The organism is Spirosoma luteolum, from assembly GCF_054778875.1.
In genome coordinates, this window is the sequence record NZ_BAAGZE010000007.1 from 1 (window position 1) to 19,039 (window position 19,039).

Here is a 19,039-nt window from a genome sequence, read left to right on the forward strand (position 1 = left end):
AGTGGTGCGGAAGTGGTGCGGAAGTGGTGCGGAAGTGGTGCGGAAGTGGTGCGGAAGTGGTGCGGAAGTGGTGCGGAAGTGGTGCGGAAGTGGTGCGGAAGTGGTCTGCAGGTAAGCGACCTGTTGTCCATTTTACGACGTGTTTTGGTCAAGGGATTATAGATGGGTAGCCATGACAACTCGTCTAAACCCGTGCGTGGCCCAATAAGGCTCATCTTATAAGCACGACTACTAGCTGCTTCTTATTGATTCCAACTGGGGGTAGGTAGGGGGTAACAGCGCTGGGCGTCACGGTGCTACTGGTGGGCGGAGTAGAAACGTTGGTGGTTCACCTGTTCGTCAGACGCTGGCAAGCGCCAACAGCCTGGCTGCTGGTTGGACTGCGCCTGTACTCCATGCGGATTGTAATCGGCTGTCTGGTGTCGCTTCGTAAACGGCCCACTCTGTTAACCGAGGGGTGATTACGGATTTGGGTCGGTTTCTTCTGGCGGGCTTACGTTCCCCTGGCGAGTATTACCCAGGCTGAGCCCGTGAACGTTGATTCCCGTAAGGTGGCCGCCGATAATCTAGCCAAAGTAGTGGGCAGGTCACCCAATGTGCTCATTCGGTTCGCAACGCCTGTCAGATTAAGCGGGCTGTATCAACGCACCCGGTACAGCCAGGGGATCAGCCTTTTCCTCGACGAGCCGCAATTGCTTCTAAGCGACATCGTAGTGGAAAGACGTACGCTCCAGGAGTGGGCGGAGAATTGATGGGGTAATGAGTCTTGCTTTGTTGTCGCCCGATCGGCCTGAAGACCACCTACCGCCAGCAGGCCGCAGCAGAACCGGATGCGCCTGATCGATGAGCAGATATCGGACGAACGGGTTCGCCTGAGCGATTTGTGCAGGCCATGCGGCTGCACGGGCAAATGGGGAATACGCGCTGTCGTCAGGCTACTGGCATAATCCTGCCGCCGATTTCGACAGCCTACAAACAAAGGCCCAACTACCTGGTAGCTGGGCCTTTGTGGCATTCAACAGTGAACGGACTAGGGGCGTATCAGCTTGACTGTCTGCTGGTGCGTCGCCGTACTCACCTTCAGGATGGTGATGGCCTGACGAGCCGAAAACGGTATCACCACCCGCTCGTCAGCTGCGGCCTGCGCAATCGACTGCTGATGCAGCCGGTTGCCGGCCAGATCGAACAGACTCAGCGTCACCGCCTGGCCACCCACCCCGCGTATGACTACGTCGACCGACTCCCCCACGACCGGGTTGCCCAGCACAATCACCGATAGCCCACGAGCGGCTTCAGCGACGGCCTGACGACCGTTGGGCGTCGTCCCACAGGCTGCCAGCCAGTCGTAGCGATAGGTGACGGTGCTGCTCCCCTGGGTGGCCGTCAGGGTGATGAGGGGATTGTCCGTATAAAGCCGCAGCGAGTAGGGGCCCGGGGCCGTGGTGGCCGCCAGCTCATTGGTTACCCCGAAACGCAGGGGCTCCCCCGTCAGGCCGGTATAGACCGGCGAGAAGCTCAGCTGCCGCTCCCCCGCGCTCAGCGTCTCGCAACGCACCCCCGTCACGCCGGCGATCGCGAACACGCCCGGCGTGGGCGTCGGGGGCGTGGCCGACTGGACTGTCAGCACAAAGCTGAAACTGGTCGACAGGTTGCCCGGGTCAGTCGCTGTCACCTGCACGACCCAACTGCCCGCCTGAGCCGGTGTGCCGGTGATGGCAGGCTGGGCCGCGGAGAAGGTCAGCCCGGCCGGTAAGCCGCTGACGCTGAGTCCAAGCGGATCGTTGTCCGGATCGGTAAACGCACCCGCCGGAATGAACAGCGTGTAACCCTGCCCAGCCTGCGCGGTCTGATGGCCCAGCCCCGTCCCGACCACGGGCGGGCGATTCGCAGCCGGTGGCGTCGTCGAACCCGTCGGGCAGGAGGCCAGCCAGTCGTAGCGATAGGTGACGGTGCTGCTCCCCTGGGTGGCCGTCAGGGTGATGAGAGGATTGTCCGTATAAAGCCGCAGCGAGTAGGGACCCGGGGCACTGGTGGCGGCCAGTTCGTTGGTCACCCCGAAACGCAGGGGCTCCCCCGTCAGGCCGGCATACACCGGCGAGAAGCTCAGCTGCCGCTCCCCTGCGCTCAGCGTCTCACAACGCACTCCCGTCACGCCGGCGATCGCGAACACGCCCGGCGTGGGCGTGACCGGTGCCGGATCGACGCGCAGCCGCACGCTGCCCACCACCGGCAGGCCACCCGGATCCAGCGCCGTCACCTGCACCGTGGTCGAGCCCGGCTGGATCGGGCTTCCCGTGATTCGACTGCCGCTCAGCTGGAGGCCGGCGGGCAGGCTCGTCGAGCTGAAGGTCAGCGGTTGTCCGTCCGGATCGGTGAAGTAGCTGGTCAGTTCGAGGCCGTATTGCTGCCCGACGATCAGCACCTGATCGGGGATGGCCTGCGCCAGGGGCGGGCGGTTGGGGGCCGGCTCACTACTAGTGCAGGCGGCCAGCCAGTTGAAGCGGTAGGTGGCCTGGTCCTCACGCTGGCTGGCCACCAGCGCGATGGTGGCATTGTCGGCATAAAGCCGCAGCGTATAGGGGCCCGGGGCCGTGGTGGTCGCCAGTTCATTGGTTACCCCGAAGCTGACGGGCGACCCACTCAGGCCGCTGTACTGGGGCGTCAAACTGATTTCATACTGCCCGCGACCCGCGTCGATTAGCTGACAGCGCACCAGATCGACGGACCGGATGGCAAAGCCGCCGGGCCGAATCTGCAGGGTCAGCGCCGGCGCGGCCGGGCTGGTGCAGCTTCCCACCGTGCAGGTGGCCGTCAGCCCGTAGTTGCCGGGTTGGGTGACGGTGTAGAGCGCGCCATCGGCCGTACCGGTCCCCCCCGTCGCTGTCCAGGTGATGGTGCCACTGCAGCCGCTGGCCGTCACGCTGATGGGGGTATTCTCGGTGCCCAGGGCGGAGGCCGTTAAGGTCGGAGCCGCGAGGGTAGCATTGAGCTCGACTAGGGTCTGGGCCGTGGCCGAGCAGCCATTGGGGGCCGTGACGGTTACGCTGTAGACGCCCTGGGTACTGACCGACGCCTGATTGCTGGTGCCGAGCTGGGCCGCGCCCTCACTGAAGCGGTAGCTACCCGCACCGGCGGCCGTCAGGGTCACCGTCGTTTTGGCACAGGTCAGGGGCCCATCGTTAGCCAGACTAACGGTGGGTAAGACCGTATTCTCCGTAACCGTAGTCTGTGCTGTGGCAGTACACCCATCAACAGTAGTTACGGTAACGCTGTAAATGCCGGCTATGCTAACCGATGCGGTGTTACCGCCATTGAGCTGAGTGGCACCGGCGCTGAATTGATACGAACTGCCCCCACTGGCTGTCAGTAAGACGCTTGGCTTAGCGCAACTGAGCAACCCGTCGCTCACCAGTTGAGCGGCTGGGGCGCTCTGGTTGGCGGCTACTGTGGTTTGTGCGGTTGCCGTGCACCCGTAAGCGTCGGTTAGTGTTACCGAATAGACGCCCGCCAGGGTCACGTCGGCTGTACCGTACGAGGCCGCCGGGTTGACCAGGCCGGGACCACTATACGAATACGAGATAGCCGCGCAGTTTGGCACGTAGGAGTCAGCCGTCAAGGTAACGGTTGGTCTGGCGCAACTGAGCGGACCATTGTTACTCAAGGATACCGACGGCGTTTGCACGTATGCATTCACGCCAGTCTGGGCGACGGCTGTACAGCCCTGGGGCGTCGTGGCGGTCACAGAGTAAATGCCAGTAGCACGCACGATGAAACGGCCCGACATACTGGTTTGCCCGTCACTTAAGCTATAACTATCCCCGCCGGTGGCGGTTAACGTAGTAGACGTGCTGGAGCAGGTAATCGGACCGCTACTGATCAGTGAAGCTACCGGCTGGCTGACAGTCAGTATAAATCCTGTCGATGTCACAGTGCCATAGGTGCCCGTTACCTCGACCGTATACGTACCCGCATCAGCTTGGCCAATGAGCGACAGTGGCAGGGTCGCACTCTGCCGACCGGCTAAGGGCTGCCCATCTTTCTGCCACTGGTAGCTGAGATTTTCTCCCGTAGCGACTACCGAAACCGTGGCTGATCCGCCCAGACACACGGTCGATGCCGAGACCGGCTGGGTAAGAATCTGGGTCGATAACCCCTGTTTGGCTAAGGTGAACTGGCCGAGCTGGGGCTGAATACCCTGACTGAGCACAAACCCCTGCGTAATACCGCCATTATCAATGCATGTCATGGCCTCCCAGACAGTACCTAAACGAGCTACCCGCAAGCCAGGCAGGTTGCCGGTAATGTCGGACGATGTGGCTACGTTTTGATAGGGTAGTCCTACCTGAGCCGATCCTGAGCCATTGATTGTCCAGTATTCCTTGTCCGAGAGTGCCTGTAAACAGGCGGACCGGTTGCTGGTTGCCGGGGCGGACTCTATATAAGCGGCCGTCAAGGTCATTGTCGGTAGTCCCTGGGGAGCTATGTAAGCGGGCCGATAGACGGAGCCGTTACCCAGCGGAAAAACGAACGCCGTGTTCCCGGTTTTACTAACGTACCCGACCACGTGGGCACCATTACCAGCCCCGGTAACCTGAGCGGATTCGCCCAGCAACAATGGGTTGGCAGCGGTCGTTTTGATAACGCCCGTGGTGAATGCCAACTGCCCTGTCACCTCCACCGAAGAGTTTAGTCGGATCGATTCGCCACTGGTTGTGTTCTGAACCGTTAGTTTTTGAAATGACAGGGGATTGACACTACTGATCGTCTGCAGGGTACTACCTGCCACTATGCCTTCGCCCTGACTGGCATCGAACTGTGCCGAGTTCGTTAAATCTGATCGAAGCACTAAGGTGCCTCGATTGGTGAGCACGCCCGCGTTTGTAAACGCTTCATTCGTAGCGACCGGCGTACCACTACTGATGTAAAAAGTCCCCTGGTTGACGACCTGAGCTGTCACCTGCAAACTGGACAACACCAGTGCCCCGATTGTAATTAAGATATGCTTCATGGGTACGACAGCAAGATGTGCGATTGATGGATTGGTAGCGAGACTCCTCAGATGGCGTTGTGTCGCCTATCGCACTTGCTGAATGGTGAGCGCTGCTCCCTGACCCGATATAAGCGTAGCGGCTCCTAACAGTCCGTACAGCTGAACATTCAGGACGTCCCCGGCCGATAAGTTGAGGATGGTTTCGGCAGAATAGCTGTTTCTGGCTTGTGAGGAGTTGAGTACACTGGCTGTGACCTCTGTACCATTCAGCAGCAGCCGTGATGAGGCCAGCAGGTTGGCCGTTAGGTTAATAGCGTAATGAATTCGGTACGTACCCGACGCCGATACGGTAAAGGCCGTATTTGATCCGTTGGCGGTTACGTTCTGAAGAACTTGGTTATTGGGTAGCGGGATGTTGGTACCGCCAAGAACCACTGCAATTATAGACCCTGATGAATTCGTGCCGTAGCCGTAGGTAGCCGTTCCTGTTCCCCCGGTTGGCGTGGCCCAAACTACATTTGTTCCGTTATAAGTTAATACCTGGCCCGTCGTGGCACCTGAGTAATTCAGCCGATCCGTCGTAATAGCTTGCTTGGCGATATGTCTGGTGGTAACGGCGTAGGTCAGCAGTTTTAAGCTGGAAACGCAGCTGTCAGCCATCTTCGAGGTTGTAATGGTTCCGTTGGCCACTTTGCTGGTCGTAATCGCGTTGGCGACAATATCTGAGTTCTGGATCGAATTGGTCAGACTCAGCTTACTGTAACTGATAGCCGCACTTGACGCAACCTTTGCGTTTGTAATGCTACCGTCAGCGACTGTCGCCTGGGGGCTGCTCCAGACGAGGTTCGTGCCATCGTATAAAAGTGCCTGACCTGGCAAGGCGCCTGATGGGTTTACCTTAGCCAGGGTAATGGCACCGTCAGCTACTTTGGCAGCCGTAACGACACCCGAAGCCAAAGTTGGATTGGGATAGCTACCGGTCAGATCGCCACCCGCTGAACCAGTTGGTGTAGTGGAGGAATTCGTACTCAACAAGAGCCAGACAGGACTTTCTGCCGAGCCGTTATTGTAGTAAAAACCCGAGGTTCCCCCCGTCTGGTATACCAGAAGCCCGTTGGCCGGGCTACTTACGTCGCTTGTACTGTTGACGCGGGGAATAAGTAGTCCTTTATTGGCAGCTTTAATTTCCAGTTGAGCACTGGCATCTGGTGTGGTAGTGCCAATGCCGACTTGAGCAGTAGCGGTTAAGGAAAGAAGGAGGAGAAAAGGTAGGCAAAAGAGGTAGAATCGTTTCATGATCTAATGGTCTTAGTTTGCGTACATAGCTCAATATTTATACCTATCCTGTCCATAGGATACTATATATATTAAAAGGTAATATTTTATGTTCTTATTTATTTTATAAGTATACTTAATAAGCTACGGATCCGGTGTCGCTTGAACTGACCAGTGTATGGTTGATACCTTGTACAGCAACACTCAACTTGATAAGCGAGATCGTCTACCAGCAACTGAGAGGCATTGGCCCTGTTGATCCGTGAGTAGGTTTGTGGTTGATAGGCGGTGCTAGTCGAGCGGTGGGTACAACAGAATGCGCTGAGAACCTGGCTCAGTAGTTTGCTTTTCCTACCAGGAAGCTTCACGCCAGAAAGGGCCAACCAGCACAAGAAAAGGCGCAAATGGGAAGTAGGTCTGTCGTTTTGACTCTTTTTTAGTTGACTTATGAAAACGCCTTTAGGTACTCAAGTACGCACCCACGAACGCTGCCCTGAAAGTGGAGTATGGAAAGCGGTGGGACATGCGGCCACTAGTCTACGGTTTCGCCGAGGGGAGCGATTTCCACCCTACAGAGGACAAGATGTCTTCTGGCAGCTACGATGCTACGCTTAGTCGGGTCTTTTCAGACCGACAGCGATTTAAGATGGGTGTTGTTAAACAAGTAGCATTAACCTTCCCCGACTAAACTGGACCTGTCTAACGTAAGGAGCCTAGGTGATGTGGGTAGCTCAACCCGCTTGTGATAGCAACCTGCCAAGTCGAACGATGGATAGGTAGACTCGCTTTGCGTGTGTTGATCCACGATAGGTAGCTAAATGCCCAGGTCAGAAGCGCGAGCTTCTGACCTGGAACCGCACTGGAACCGCACTGGAACCGCACTGGAACCGCACTGGAACCGCACTGGAACCGCACTGGAACCGCACTGGAACCGCACTGGAACCGCACTGGAACCGCACTGGAACCGCACTGGAACCGCACTGGAACCGCACTGGAACCGCACNTTCCGGAAAGCAACGTGAGCCTCCGGCTTAGAGGCCAGTTGATTCGTTCAGCCATGGCCACGGTTAACTCATAAGCTTATTCACGTGATCCGACCGATCGCTCCGGCAACCAAGCAATCAGTTGAACCGTTGTTTCGTTTATTTCGTTTATTAGTTTTGTGCACGAATACGACAGACCAATGGAAGCTGTTATGGAGAAACCTACCCTGCACGAGCAACGCGTAGCTCGGGAATCACTGGCGGGCTTTAGCGCTGCGCTGGCCGAACGAACAGCGGATAGTGTCAACATCCAGCTCCGCGGAACTCAACAGTCCTTTACCATTCCTACTAAAGCCCTGCAGCTGCTAGCCTTTATTCTCGATAGCATGGCTCAGGGCAGGGCCGTTTCGCTGATTCCCTCCGATGCGGAGCTGACAACCCAGCAGGCCGCTGAACTACTGAATATCTCCAGACCGCATATGGTCAAGCTATTGGAAGAAGGGGCCATTCCGTTTCACAAGACAGGCAGCCATCGTCGAGTAAGACTCGACGACGTACTGGCTTACGACGCTGGGCGTCATGTGGCCCGGAAAGCGGGTCTGCAGTTTCTGGCTGAGCAGGCGCAGGCACTCAACCTGGGCTACGAATGATCCATTCGTACCCGTTGGTGGCTTTACTCGATGCCTGTGTCCTCTACCCCGCCCGATTCGGGATCTGTTACTCAACCTGGCCGACGTGGGGTTGTATAGACCGACGTGGACCGATCAGATTCATCAGGAGTGGACCCGGAACCTGTTGGCGAATCGACCCGAACTAACAGCTACTCAGTTGCAGCGGACAACGCAGGCCATGAACAACGCTTTCCCGGATGCCACCGTTATGCACCATGAAGGCCTGATTGACTCCCTGATATTGCCTGACCCGGACGATCGTCATGTGCTGGCCGCTGCGATCCGTTGTCAGGCTGATGTACTGGTCACGGCCAATCTGAAGGACTTTCCTGAATCAATATTGAGCCCGTTCGACTTGGTGATTCAGCATCCGGACCAATTTATCGCTGAGCTGATCGATGCGGATCCTAGCCAGGCGCTGCTGGCTTTTGAGCAGCAGGTTTCCTACCTGAAGAATCCACCTCTGACACGGGAGCAGGTGCTGGCCACATTCAGCAAAGTCGGTTTGTCCGAAACTGCTGACCGATTCAGGCGTTTGCTCTGACGGGCAGTTTGTCGCTACGTGCTGGTTTTCGATCGCTTTCCTGACTTTACCGAAAGCGAGTGGTTTCTGCCGCTGGTCAATCAGCCAGTGCTTCTGTAGTGAAGTGATCGTCAACTGTTGCTTTGCTTGAGGTCAGGGGTGGGTAGCTGATGAAAAGTCCGGTGAGCTATCACTACTTGCTGGGTTATTGGGCTGGGTTTACAGAACTAGTATGCTCATACTAGTGCTGTAAAACAGGCGTGGAACACTATCTTGCCCTATGCAAACCCCACCACTATCCCTTGCCCCACCGCAGACCTTCGTGGCTTACTACCGGGTTTCCACCAAAAAGCAGGGTCAGTCCGGTTTGGGCCTCGACGCCCAGCGCAGCAGTGTCATTGGCTTTGTCAAAGACCAGACTTTACTCGTCGGGGAGTTCTGCGATATCGAATCCGGGAAGAATGATCAGCGTCCTCAGCTGGCCCAGGCCGTGCAGTTCGCCAAGCAGCACAACGCCCGCCTGGTCATTGCCAAGCTCGACCGGCTGAGTCGGAATCTGACGTTTGTTTCTTCCTTGATGGATTCGCGCGTGAGCTTCGTTTGCGCCGACATGCCTGATGCCAACGAGTTCACTATTCACATCTTTGCCGCCCTGGCCCAGCAGGAGCGCAAGCTGATCATCGAGCGCACTAAGAAAGCGCTCGATGAGAAACTGCTCCGCATCGGCCAGTGGCGCAAGGGGGCCAACTCGTTTAGCCAGCCCGAGGTATCGATGAAAGCGGCCGAGTCGAACCGTCGACGGGCGGCCGACAACGAGCACAACCGAAAGGCGACCGAGTTGATCAGGGCCCTGCGGGCAGCGGGACTAAGCCATCTGGCGATCGCCCAGCGACTGAACCGGGCGGGCTTTGTGACGGCCCGGGGCGGGCAGTTTCAGGCCACGCAGGTGATCCGCCTAGCCAACCGGCTGGCATTAGACTGAGGATCGGGGCGGGCCAGGATCCGGTGGACCGGCTTGTCAGCCGACTAAACTGTACTTCCACTGGCGGCCGCCGCATCGCGGAAAAGTGATACAAAAGTATATACTGGATGACCACTTTTACCCCACTTTTTGCCCCCTTTTGGTGGACTGGCAACCCGCCTTTTGCCCACTTTTGCCCTGTTTCGTGGACCTATTGGCTTCAATAGGATTAGTTCAACGGTTGAGACAGTACGAAATAGCGTGGTGAATAGCTTTTCAACCCCTATTTTCAATAGTTAGTGGAGAGTGGCTGATGAGTTTACGAGCTGGGCAGAACCAGCGCACTACCGAGTGGACTTACGCGGCTCACTAGCCAACCGACTGGAAAAACCTGAGGCTCAATCGGCCGTTCCAGCAAGTTCATCGTCCTAACCGGCATCCTGGAGCCGCTTGAATCCACCAGTTGATACCAATAGCGGGCCGGGGGGGACTAGCGGGCACTGTAAACCTGGTGTGGCACTACATTCGCGTGAAGTATCGTATTGTTTCACGCAAAATAAACCTATGGGCCACTACCGACCCCGCCCCAGCCAGACGCGCAACTGCTCACATTGCTGCATGCCATGCCTCAGCATTCACAAACGCACTCAGTACTGTAGTGAATCACTGTAGTGAATCCTGTCGTCAGCTGGCTTATCAAGCCCGCCGTAAAACGTAACAGCCGTCATCACCGACTGATGCAGCAGCGGGTCAACTGCGCTTCTCGCGTCAAAACATGGGCGTAACGACAATAGGATCGACATTAGTCGCGCTCGTCTTCAATACTGATAACCCATTTCATCGTGCATCTGGCAGCACGACGCATTTCGGCTTTACTCAAAAACATCTTGCCAAAGCGACGGCCGCAGTCGGCATCGCGGAAATGGGCGTTCTTCTGCCAGCCCCAGACGTCCGCCAGTATAATAGACGTATCGTTAACTTAGATAAATGCAATTTCGGTCAATTCGTTGTATGTGTACGGTGTGCGGTTCTGTATATGTGATACGAAATGACATCTATCGACATCGGAATGAACTCAGCCGGTGTTCCGGCAGCAATAGTGTAATATTGAGACGTGTGAATGGTCTGATGCGATACAGGGAGTCTAACGTACTAAGACAATAATGGAAATCGATAGCCAGATAGATAATAATCGATGAATATTAAAAAAAATGATAATCGTTTTGTTTTCGTGAATGTCGTGTGTATATTTGTAATGTAAATCGAAGTTAAATTACATATAATCACAACGACGATATGGCCGAAGATGTAAAAAAAGGTGTTAGCGAGGAAGCCAAAGCCTACAGTAAGCAGATCAGGGACCGTTTTGTAGAGTTCGTTAAGGAACGAGGTATTAAGGAGGTATCTAGCAGGACTAACTGCAGTATCCATGCGCTGAGAAACAGCGTAGTGCAAGGGTACAATCCATCGCTGGATACGATATGTCAGGTCAAACTCGGGTATAAGGACGAGTTCAGCGAGGTGTATCTTTTTCAGGGTAAGCTATCTGAAGATCATGTTATAGAAGCTGGAGACGACGTTGACTCATTGAAAGAGCAGCTTCGTTATGCCCAAGAAAAGCTGGCTGAAAAAGAAGAAACGATCAAAGAACTTAAGAGCGACAAAGCTTTCCTGCAGGATTTAATCAAAAACGGGAGCCCTGTTATTACTCATGGATAGTGTTTTTGGATATACCACAAAAAAAATTAATAAATGTTACAGGTGTTGTAGTCGTCCATGTTCATGTGGTGTATAAGTGTTAGCGCCAGCAGGGGGATTAATTCTGCTGGCGTTTTTGCTGCAACGCAGTAAAGAGGAATTGCCATAAGCTTGCACACCTGTTGGCGGAAGTCGAGACGCGACATAGCCAAAAAGGCATCAGATACCTGCAGCGTTGGCTTTCCTACTTTGATCTCGACCATGACGACTAGATGAGGCAGGACCGGCGCGCTGATCAGAATGTGCTGTCGGGCCAGCCAGTCTACTCAATGATCTCACTCGGGCTGTTGAGTTGTACGCTTCACTTGAAAGTAGGCCAGTGGGAAGTAGAGGATTCTATTTATCTTTTCACAAAGGCGGCCGCCGCGCGGGGAGGAAACATGACAGCAAATCGATTCAGTGAGGCCCAGATCGTAGTTATTATTCAGCAACAGCAAATAGGGGGCTACTGTCGCCCACATCACCCGTGAACATGACATTAGTGAGGCAACTTTCTACAACTGGAACCGGGGCGCCGGAGCGACAGAAGTACGGGGGAATGCAGATTTCCGAGGCCAAACGATTGAAAGACCTAGAAGCGGACGCCGCGCGGAAGAGAACCGGCGGCTTAAAAAAATGTATGCTGAGCTAAGTTTAGACCGTGAGGTAGTTAAGGAGACCTTGCGAAAAAAGTGGTGAGGCCTACCGACCGGCGTCAATTAGCTCAATGGCTGGTCAACGCCAAAGGCCTCAGTCAGCGCCGTGCCTGCCGGATAGCAGGTTTGGCTCGACGTAGTTATGACTACCAAGCCAGACGACGCCCTGATCAGCCCGTCGAGCAGGCCATTAAAGACATTACTCGCCAGCATCCGGGCTGGGGCTTCTGGAAGTTTCATCACCGCTTACGACGGTTGGGACAGGTCTTCAACCAAAAACGGGTGTGGCGCGTGTACCGCCAGATGGGACTAAATTTACCCCGTCGTAGAGGCAAACGGCTACCCGCTAGACTGCGCCAGCCCCTAACGGTGTCGACGGCCGCAAATCAAGTATGGTCATTGGACTTTACGTGGCCGCCGCGCGGAGCAATGCGCTGCGGGATGGTCGCCGATTTCGAACGTTGAACGTGTTGGACGATTATGACCGGCAGGCCCTAGGGGTAGAAGTCGACTACTCTTTACCGGCTGGACGGGTAATCCGATTACGGCAACGCCTGATAGACGCTTATAGGGTGTCAGCCAAATTACGCTGTGACAACGGCCCACGCGGCGACCGCCGGAATTTATTAGTGTACTGCTCTGCGAATGGTCTGAGCAGCAATGCATTGACTTATGTTGGACTCGGCCAGGCAAGCCGGCCCAGAATGCGTACATTGAGCGGTTCAATGGCACTTTCCGCCGAGAGGCGCTCAACGCGTATTCGTTCGCTAACTTATCACAAGTGCGCGAGGTCATTGATAGATGGCTAAACGATTATAACACCAAATGGCCGCACCAAGTCTTGAGCTTTTTACCGCCAATGGAGTTTACAGAAGCGGCTTAAACTCTAACCGCAACTGGCGTACGAAACGGAGAATAGCCCATTTTCAGTACTATAACCACCAACGTTCCCACCAGTCGCTGAACTACCGCACACCGGCAAAAGTCTTGATAGAAGGGAAAGAAAAACAAAATAAATCTATCAACTGACCATTTCGTTTGGCCAAATGGTTGTACAAAGAATGGGGTACACTATAGTTGTATAAGTTCTTCAGTTAGTAGAGTATATTCCTTTGATCCAACAGAACCCTTCTTATACTGTATCATACTTTTATTCATAGACTGTGATACTGGTATGTCGACATTGGTATGGATGACTGTTTTGAAATTATAATAAATGCCCATCATGTCCTTTATCGTTGCCATCAGCTGCTGGTGCTCTACCAGACGCTGATGAACAATTGTAAAGACGAAACCTTTAAGACGAAGCTTTTCATTCAGTTCTCGTTGCACAAAATCAATACGTGCTATGAGCCTTTTAATTCCTATGGCCGCTAGTATTTCAGGTTGTATAGGGAGTAAACACGAGTCTGAGGCTACTAGGGCCATGTCTGAGAATATGCCAAGGCCAGGAGGGCAATCTATTAAGATATATTCGTATGACGAAAGTATAGGTAGTAGCACGTTACGAAGTTGGTAAATACCTTCCTTAGCCACTGCCAATGGTATTTCACAACTATAGAGTTTCGAACCGGAAGGAGCCAAATCAAAGTTTTCGGTAATGGACTCAATTGGTAAGGCTTCACCTAAGAAAACGGCATCATACACCTGTTTTATGGGCTTCTCTACGCCAAGTCCTTGAGAGAGATTGCCTGTAGGATCAAGGTCTACGACAAGGACCCTATACCCTAAGCTTGATAAGTTGTAACCAACGTTATGAGCTGTGGTTGTTTTACCCACTCCTCCTTTGGGGTTTATAACAGCAATAACTTCTGCCTGGCCATTATCAGGCAACACATTCTGAGTTAGAACTGAATTTTGTATTGGCCAATATTCTGGACCCAAGGTAAACTCGCTAAGTGCCTCTTTTCTCCGACGCGAGGATGGCTGTAAGGGACTCGACGCTATCGTCGATTGAGCCCTATCCTCAAACATGTCCTTTGGCTCTGTGAGTTGCTCCTGATTAATCATAGGATCTTGTTTGGTTGAATTATACATAAAATCAGCTTAGGTTTATTTGAAGCCAGCAGATCCCTGGACCTCCACATGAATTAATAGAAGCTGCAATTATATCTAGAATATACGAGACAGAAAACCTGAGTTACCAATTGATGATTTATGGTTTAAATTATGGGTATATAGGAATAAGGAATTTTAACCAAATTTTTTAAAAAATTCGTCTGTCTTTCAGCTATTATCCTGATACAGAATAAAAATTATAAAATGATTTTTCGCCAGTAGTTATTGGTCAAACAAGCCAGATAGTATGATCAACTGAGATAGTTTGTTAATCATATAGTTTATAGCTATTCAAGTATTAAAGTCGTTTATTTTGAATAACAGCTACATGAATTCAGTATATGAATGACTCAAAAAAATTTATTATAAATAGGAAGCCATATATATCATGAATGATGAAATTTCAGTGGATTAATGTGTTGTAGATCAATGATATACAATAAGTAAATTTATAAAATGATCATATGTAGTACTAAAAAATAGGCCTCTGTTAGCTGGAAACGCGGTTTTTTCGGATTACAGGTTAGTATCGAAAACATTTACTTATCGATACTAACCTGTAACCCGAAAACCGCGTTTCCAGCCAATAGAAGGGTTTTTTGAAAAAAAATACTAGGTTTGATAGCTGCAGGTTTGATAAAATCAACAAGATATTAATCCCTGATATGAGCTTTAAAATACCCCTCTGGAGAATTTATCTATGATCTATTTATAAACAGAAATAGTAATAATAATCATACTGGGTAGTATGTTTTCCGACAATTTTGAACAAGACACTAACAAAAGACAGTAAATTTGTGAATCACTTAGAGCGTGTTTTGGAATTAGACTTGGCTTGAAGGCTGTATTCGCTGCAACACAATCTGAATGTTGGCCAGATAGATCCAGCACATCGAAGATTATATGCTGTGCTCGTAATCTTTGATCACACGACGAAAGAACGGGGGCGCCCGTGCGATTGGTCCAGGCAATGCTACGCTCAACGACCCAATGCTTGGCGACGAGCACGAAACCACGCGCTGATTCGGGACGGGATGCTTTTGCAAACCGGGCCGCCCTTTAGGTTTGAGGGCTGGTAATATTCGTATACTAATTCAGAAGCTGTAGGTCGTATCTTTAGCTATGGATTACACCACGAAGATAAGCCCAGTCGGTAGACGAACTACAATAGCTTGAAAGGCAGATTGTTGATCCTAGCCAGTGCGATCATATTCGCTTCATCCGACTCTTGAAAGTCCAACAGGCTAATACCCAGAAAAAAGCGGGGGCTCTGGTCAATATGGGGTTGCGACAAGCCCAACGCGTTTGGAAGACCTACCTAGAAGAGGGCATCCAGGCCTTCACCAAACCCAAACTGCCCACTTATCTGGGCAAACTCGATACCACCCAAATCACCCGCTTCCGGACCTATCTGATGATCAGGCCCACTCGCTGGAAGATAGGCTTGCTTATCTGGCAGGCAGTCTGGGCGTAGTCTACACCATCGGGAATGTCCATGACCTCTGTATGTGTTATCCCCCGTTCAGTACGCCAGTTGCGGTTAGAGCCTAAACCGCTTGTTTGTACTCCATCGGTGTTAGAAAGCCCAACGCCTGATGCGGTCGCTTGGTATTATAGTCGTCTAACCATCCACCGACAATCTCACGTACTTGAGCTAAGTTAGCAAATGAATATACATCCAGTACTTCCCGCCGAAAACTCCCGCACGGGCGGCCCCGCATTGAACCGCTCAATGTAGGCATTCTGGGTCGGCTTACCGGGCTGAATCCAATGCAGTTCAATGCCGTTCGGCTCACACCATTCGCTCAGGATCGCACTGATAAACTCGGGCGACCGCCGCGCGGGCCGTTGTCACAACGTAGTTTAGTGGGCTTACCGTAGGCGTCGATTAAGCGCTACAACAGCCGAACCACCCGCCCGGCTGGTAAAGATTAGTCTATTTCTATCCCCAAGGCCTGCCGGTTATAGTCGTCTAAGACGTTCAACGTCCGAAACCGGCGACCGTCCCGTAATGCATCGCTCCGCGCGGCGGCCGCATGACGTCGAGTGACTAGGTCTGATTCACTGCTGCTGGGGGAGTTAAGGGTTGCCTCAGTCGGGCTGGTAGGCGTTTACGTCGGCGTCGGGGTAGGTTTAATCCCATCTGCCGGTAGACTCGCCAGACCCGCTTATGGTTGAAGCTATAATTAAGCCGACGCAATCGGTGATGAATCTTCCGCGCGGCGGCCGCCAAAAGCCCCAACCTGGGTGCTTCTGAGCCACAGCTTCAATGGCCTGTTCGACGGCTTGATCCGATTGAGGCTTGCTGGAACGGTCGTAGCTACGGCGGTTGAGGCCCGCCACTCGACAGGCCCGGCGTTGGCTAAACGCCTTTGACCATCCACTGCGCCAACTGACGGCGGTCGGCAGGCCTCACCACTTTTTTTGAAGGGCCTCCTTAATGACTTCGTTCTCCAAGCTTAGCTCGGCATACATTTTTTTCAGACGCCGGTTCTCTTCCGCGCGGCGTCCGCTTCAAGGTCTTTCAATCGTTTAACGTCAGCGACCTGCATACCGCCGTACTTACTTTTCCAGTTGTAGAAAGTGGCTTCGCTGATACTATGCTGACAAATGATCTGAGCAACGGTCAAGCCTGTCTGTTGCTGGTTGAGGATGGCCACAATCTGGGCCTCGCTAAATCGCTTTGCATTCATTTTTTCCTCTTTGTTAAAAGTCAAACAGAATACTCTACTTTTCACTGGCATACTTTTACGGGAAGCTTACAGGCGAGTGCCGTCACCGCGGTTGTATTCGCGTAGAATAGTGGGCTGGCAGGTGGGTGAAACGATGGGGGATGAATTAGTTATTATGTTACTACGTCGGGCTTTGAGGTGGCAAAAACCTAAAGTAGTCTTGTTTATTGATTCTGATTGGGGGGGCAATACGTATCAACGGAGTTAAAAGGATTAATTCGATTCAGGCTCAGCATGAGTCGGGCCGCACTACAGTGGCTGACGATCCCTACGACAACGCCCTTAAGTCGGGGTATTTCTGAGTACCGAAGATGCTCATACTGAAATCTTTGAGCGGTCCGCCGCCGCGGTACATTGAGGCTTATTACAACCGAGTAAGTAAGCATTCATCCTTGTTTATAAAAGCCCCGAACAGTTTGAACAGGAGTATTTTACAAATCTGACAAATCCAGTGTGCCGCTAAACCGGACCACCTCATGTACAGTATGTAACGCAGGTTACGTAGATGAGATCAGACAAGAGCTAATTTGTATAGTGGTTACTAATTAATCGACAAGCCACTGCCTTGATTGGTATGAGTAGCGCGTTGGGCTTTATTCATCTTACCCATAGTAACCAGCAGAGTTGTCGAATAAATACAGTAAACAAGATTTTTCAACGTTGTACAAATTATGATTTGTATGAAATGTTGAAAATCGTTCTTCACGCGTGCCTTATCCTTTAGTGTGTATGATCCGATTTACCCTATGTAGTTGGCTGGTTGATGCTACACACCGTTTAGTCAATTCAGATTCCCCGAACAGGAGACTTGACGAACAATACCTTTACTTACTGAAATGGAGGAGGAGCTTAGAGTCTGTCTGGCAAAATTCGCGGAACTAGATTTCGCTGATTATCAGGCAGAAGTAGTTCCGCGGTTTTACGTACATTAACTTGTTTGGTGTTCGTCTGAGCTGATCTGCAAAGTCCAGCGTCCGGTCGACAGGGCGCACTTAGTTGACAGACTACAAAATAACGCCGGTCGACAAGGCAAAATCGAAGGTTAGGCTAGCCCTAAAATGGCTTATAGTCGACATATTCCGATTATATAAGAGGCAGACTATTATCTGCATTTTGTGCATAGTAAATTAGTGAACAGAGAAAAAAATTGAAAATGATAGATTCAGATATAATTGAAAGAGCAATAAACCAGAATGATTTCTACTTTCTGCTGACAGGTCAGAAGGATTATGAATTAGTTAATTCATTCGCAGATACTCCTACTGATTCAAATGCCGTCTTTTTCAATATAGTGGAGTATTACAAAAAAACTAAGGACGAAGATGTATGGAAAGAATTAATTAACGGTTTGCTGAAACTTTGCGAAAGTTCCGATTATATTTGGTTAGTTACTTATTATATAAGTTGCTACCTAAGGTATGAAAAAGAAACTCGCTACAAGCCAATGAAATTAGAAGGTCTCAATATTGCGTTCAACAGTGGTTTGAAGGAATTTCAACGTAGTCTTTCTGATAATTATAGTTGGATGGGACATGGCATTGAAGGTGGACTATACAGTGATATTTTACGGATGAGTCAAAGCTTGGAAAAAAGATTTGGCTATCATCTATTATCCGACACTTTTTCATAAATAAAACATACTTTTCTTCTCACCTTGTGGGGTCGCTCTCGGGCGACAGGGGGCAGGCCGCAGCAGTAAACCGGGCAGCCCAACCAAACAGGGGTGTAAAGGTGGCAGGTACGTCTGTTCAGGTAACTTGCTTCCTCATCCATCAGCCCCTGTTGGCGTTGGGTGAACAGTCCAAACATTTGGCTTGTGCGTGTTCCGTCTTCTGTGTGACAGGCTGCACGTCCCGGTGATGCAAGTGGTGGGTTTCCATTTCTGCATCTCCTGCGACAAAGGGTGCGCCCCGCGAGGGGAAGTTTTGGCTTCCATTTCGGCGTTTCGGTCGACAGGCCAAACGTCTCGGTTAGCTAGGTTTAGGTTTGCGGGTCAGCGTCCGTGCGACAAGGCGCACATCTCGGCAAGGCCAGTTTTGGGCTTCGCGTTTGGTTTAAAACCAGTCGGTTAGTCTTCGCGCTCGGTCTTATCGGAAGGTGCGTTGTTGTCCGCTCCGTGTAGGTGCTTCTCCGGTCAACAGGACGCGAGTCAGCCTTACCGGCAAGGGATGTAAAGGTTGCAAGTCATTCAGTGCAATAGCACGCTCATCCATTAGTTCCCTGGGGCATCGGGTGGAATATCCGCAGTAAACTATGGGGAAAACACCCTATCATTACGCTTTTCAACTTATTAGCTTTGGGTGCTCTTACTAGTTGAGTTATAGACGACAACACAAACGGCAGTGCATCAAGTGGTGAGTTTTTCGACCGGCCCAACGGCGTTGATTTTGGCGCTGAGCATAAAAGTGGTAGATGTGTTGGCGGTTTACCCCACGTGAGCGGGTTATGGGCAA

Annotated in this window: 12 protein-coding genes and 2 pseudogenes; 9 read left to right on the forward strand and 5 right to left on the reverse strand. The window is 52.0% G+C overall.

Features of this window, described 5'->3' with window-relative positions:
• Positions 1-1,030 precede the first annotated feature (1,030 nt).
• A complete protein-coding gene (locus tag ACYVAC_RS13530; protein WP_461098230.1) occupies positions 1,031-5,008 on the reverse strand; it encodes a putative Ig domain-containing protein in 3,978 nt (1,325 codons plus the stop codon).
• A gap of 66 nt (positions 5,009-5,074) precedes the next feature.
• Positions 5,075-6,286, reverse strand: a complete 1,212-nt coding sequence (locus ACYVAC_RS13535) for a BclA C-terminal domain-containing protein (RefSeq protein ID WP_461098231.1) — start codon at positions 6,284-6,286, stop codon at positions 5,075-5,077.
• A gap of 1,162 nt (positions 6,287-7,448) precedes the next feature.
• Here ACYVAC_RS13535 and ACYVAC_RS13540 point away from each other — a divergent pair.
• The 4 genes from ACYVAC_RS13540 (at position 7,449) to ACYVAC_RS13555 (ending at position 11,122) form a co-directional block, all read left to right on the forward strand.
• A complete protein-coding gene (locus ACYVAC_RS13540) occupies positions 7,449-7,898 on the forward strand; it encodes a helix-turn-helix domain-containing protein (RefSeq protein ID WP_461098232.1) in 450 nt (149 codons plus the stop codon).
• Entirely contained in the window at positions 7,828-8,463 is a 636-nt protein-coding gene (locus ACYVAC_RS13545; RefSeq protein ID WP_461098233.1) for a PIN domain-containing protein, read from the forward strand. Before ACYVAC_RS13540 ends, ACYVAC_RS13545 begins: the two co-directional genes overlap by 71 nt.
• Positions 8,464-8,722: 259 nt before the next feature.
• Positions 8,723-9,424, forward strand: a complete 702-nt coding sequence (locus ACYVAC_RS13550) for a recombinase family protein (protein WP_461098234.1) — start codon at positions 8,723-8,725, stop codon at positions 9,422-9,424.
• 1,275 nt (positions 9,425-10,699) lie between these two features.
• Positions 10,700-11,122, forward strand: a complete 423-nt coding sequence (locus tag ACYVAC_RS13555) for a hypothetical protein (RefSeq protein WP_461098235.1) — start codon at positions 10,700-10,702, stop codon at positions 11,120-11,122.
• A 26-nt stretch (positions 11,123-11,148) separates the two neighbouring features.
• Here the strand turns inward: ACYVAC_RS13555 and ACYVAC_RS13560 are convergent, their stop codons facing one another.
• Complete coding sequence (locus ACYVAC_RS13560; protein ID WP_461098236.1) at positions 11,149-11,364, reverse strand: hypothetical protein; 216 nt, start codon at positions 11,362-11,364, stop codon at positions 11,149-11,151.
• Positions 11,365-11,614: 250 nt separating this feature from the next.
• Here ACYVAC_RS13560 and ACYVAC_RS13565 point away from each other — a divergent pair.
• The 3 genes and pseudogenes from ACYVAC_RS13565 to ACYVAC_RS13575 all read left to right on the forward strand — a co-directional run.
• A pseudogene (locus ACYVAC_RS13565) lies at positions 11,615-11,839 on the forward strand (transposase); the annotation flags it as partial.
• Entirely contained in the window at positions 11,836-12,261 is a 426-nt protein-coding gene (locus ACYVAC_RS13570) for an IS3 family transposase (RefSeq protein ID WP_461098237.1), read from the forward strand. The pseudogene ACYVAC_RS13565 and the gene ACYVAC_RS13570, both read left to right, overlap by 4 nt.
• A gap of 199 nt (positions 12,262-12,460) precedes the next feature.
• Positions 12,461-12,679, forward strand: coding sequence for an integrase core domain-containing protein (locus ACYVAC_RS13575; protein ID WP_461098322.1), 219 nt, complete (start codon positions 12,461-12,463; stop codon positions 12,677-12,679).
• A gap of 188 nt (positions 12,680-12,867) precedes the next feature.
• Here the strand turns inward: ACYVAC_RS13575 and ACYVAC_RS13580 are convergent, their stop codons facing one another.
• Positions 12,868-13,806, reverse strand: coding sequence for a ParA family protein (locus ACYVAC_RS13580; RefSeq protein ID WP_461098238.1), 939 nt, complete (start codon positions 13,804-13,806; stop codon positions 12,868-12,870).
• Between the two features lie 1,276 nt (positions 13,807-15,082).
• Here ACYVAC_RS13580 and ACYVAC_RS13585 point away from each other — a divergent pair.
• Entirely contained in the window at positions 15,083-15,328 is a 246-nt protein-coding gene (locus ACYVAC_RS13585; RefSeq protein WP_461098239.1) for a hypothetical protein, read from the forward strand.
• Positions 15,329-15,401: 73 nt separating this feature from the next.
• Here the strand turns inward: ACYVAC_RS13585 and ACYVAC_RS13590 are convergent.
• Positions 15,402-16,547, reverse strand: a pseudogene (locus tag ACYVAC_RS13590) (IS3 family transposase).
• 1,186 nt (positions 16,548-17,733) lie between these two features.
• On the opposite strand from ACYVAC_RS13590, the gene ACYVAC_RS13595 reads away from it, so the two are divergent.
• Positions 17,734-18,216, forward strand: a complete 483-nt coding sequence (locus tag ACYVAC_RS13595) for a hypothetical protein (RefSeq protein ID WP_461098240.1) — start codon at positions 17,734-17,736, stop codon at positions 18,214-18,216.
• Positions 18,217-19,039: the final 823 nt, after the last annotated feature.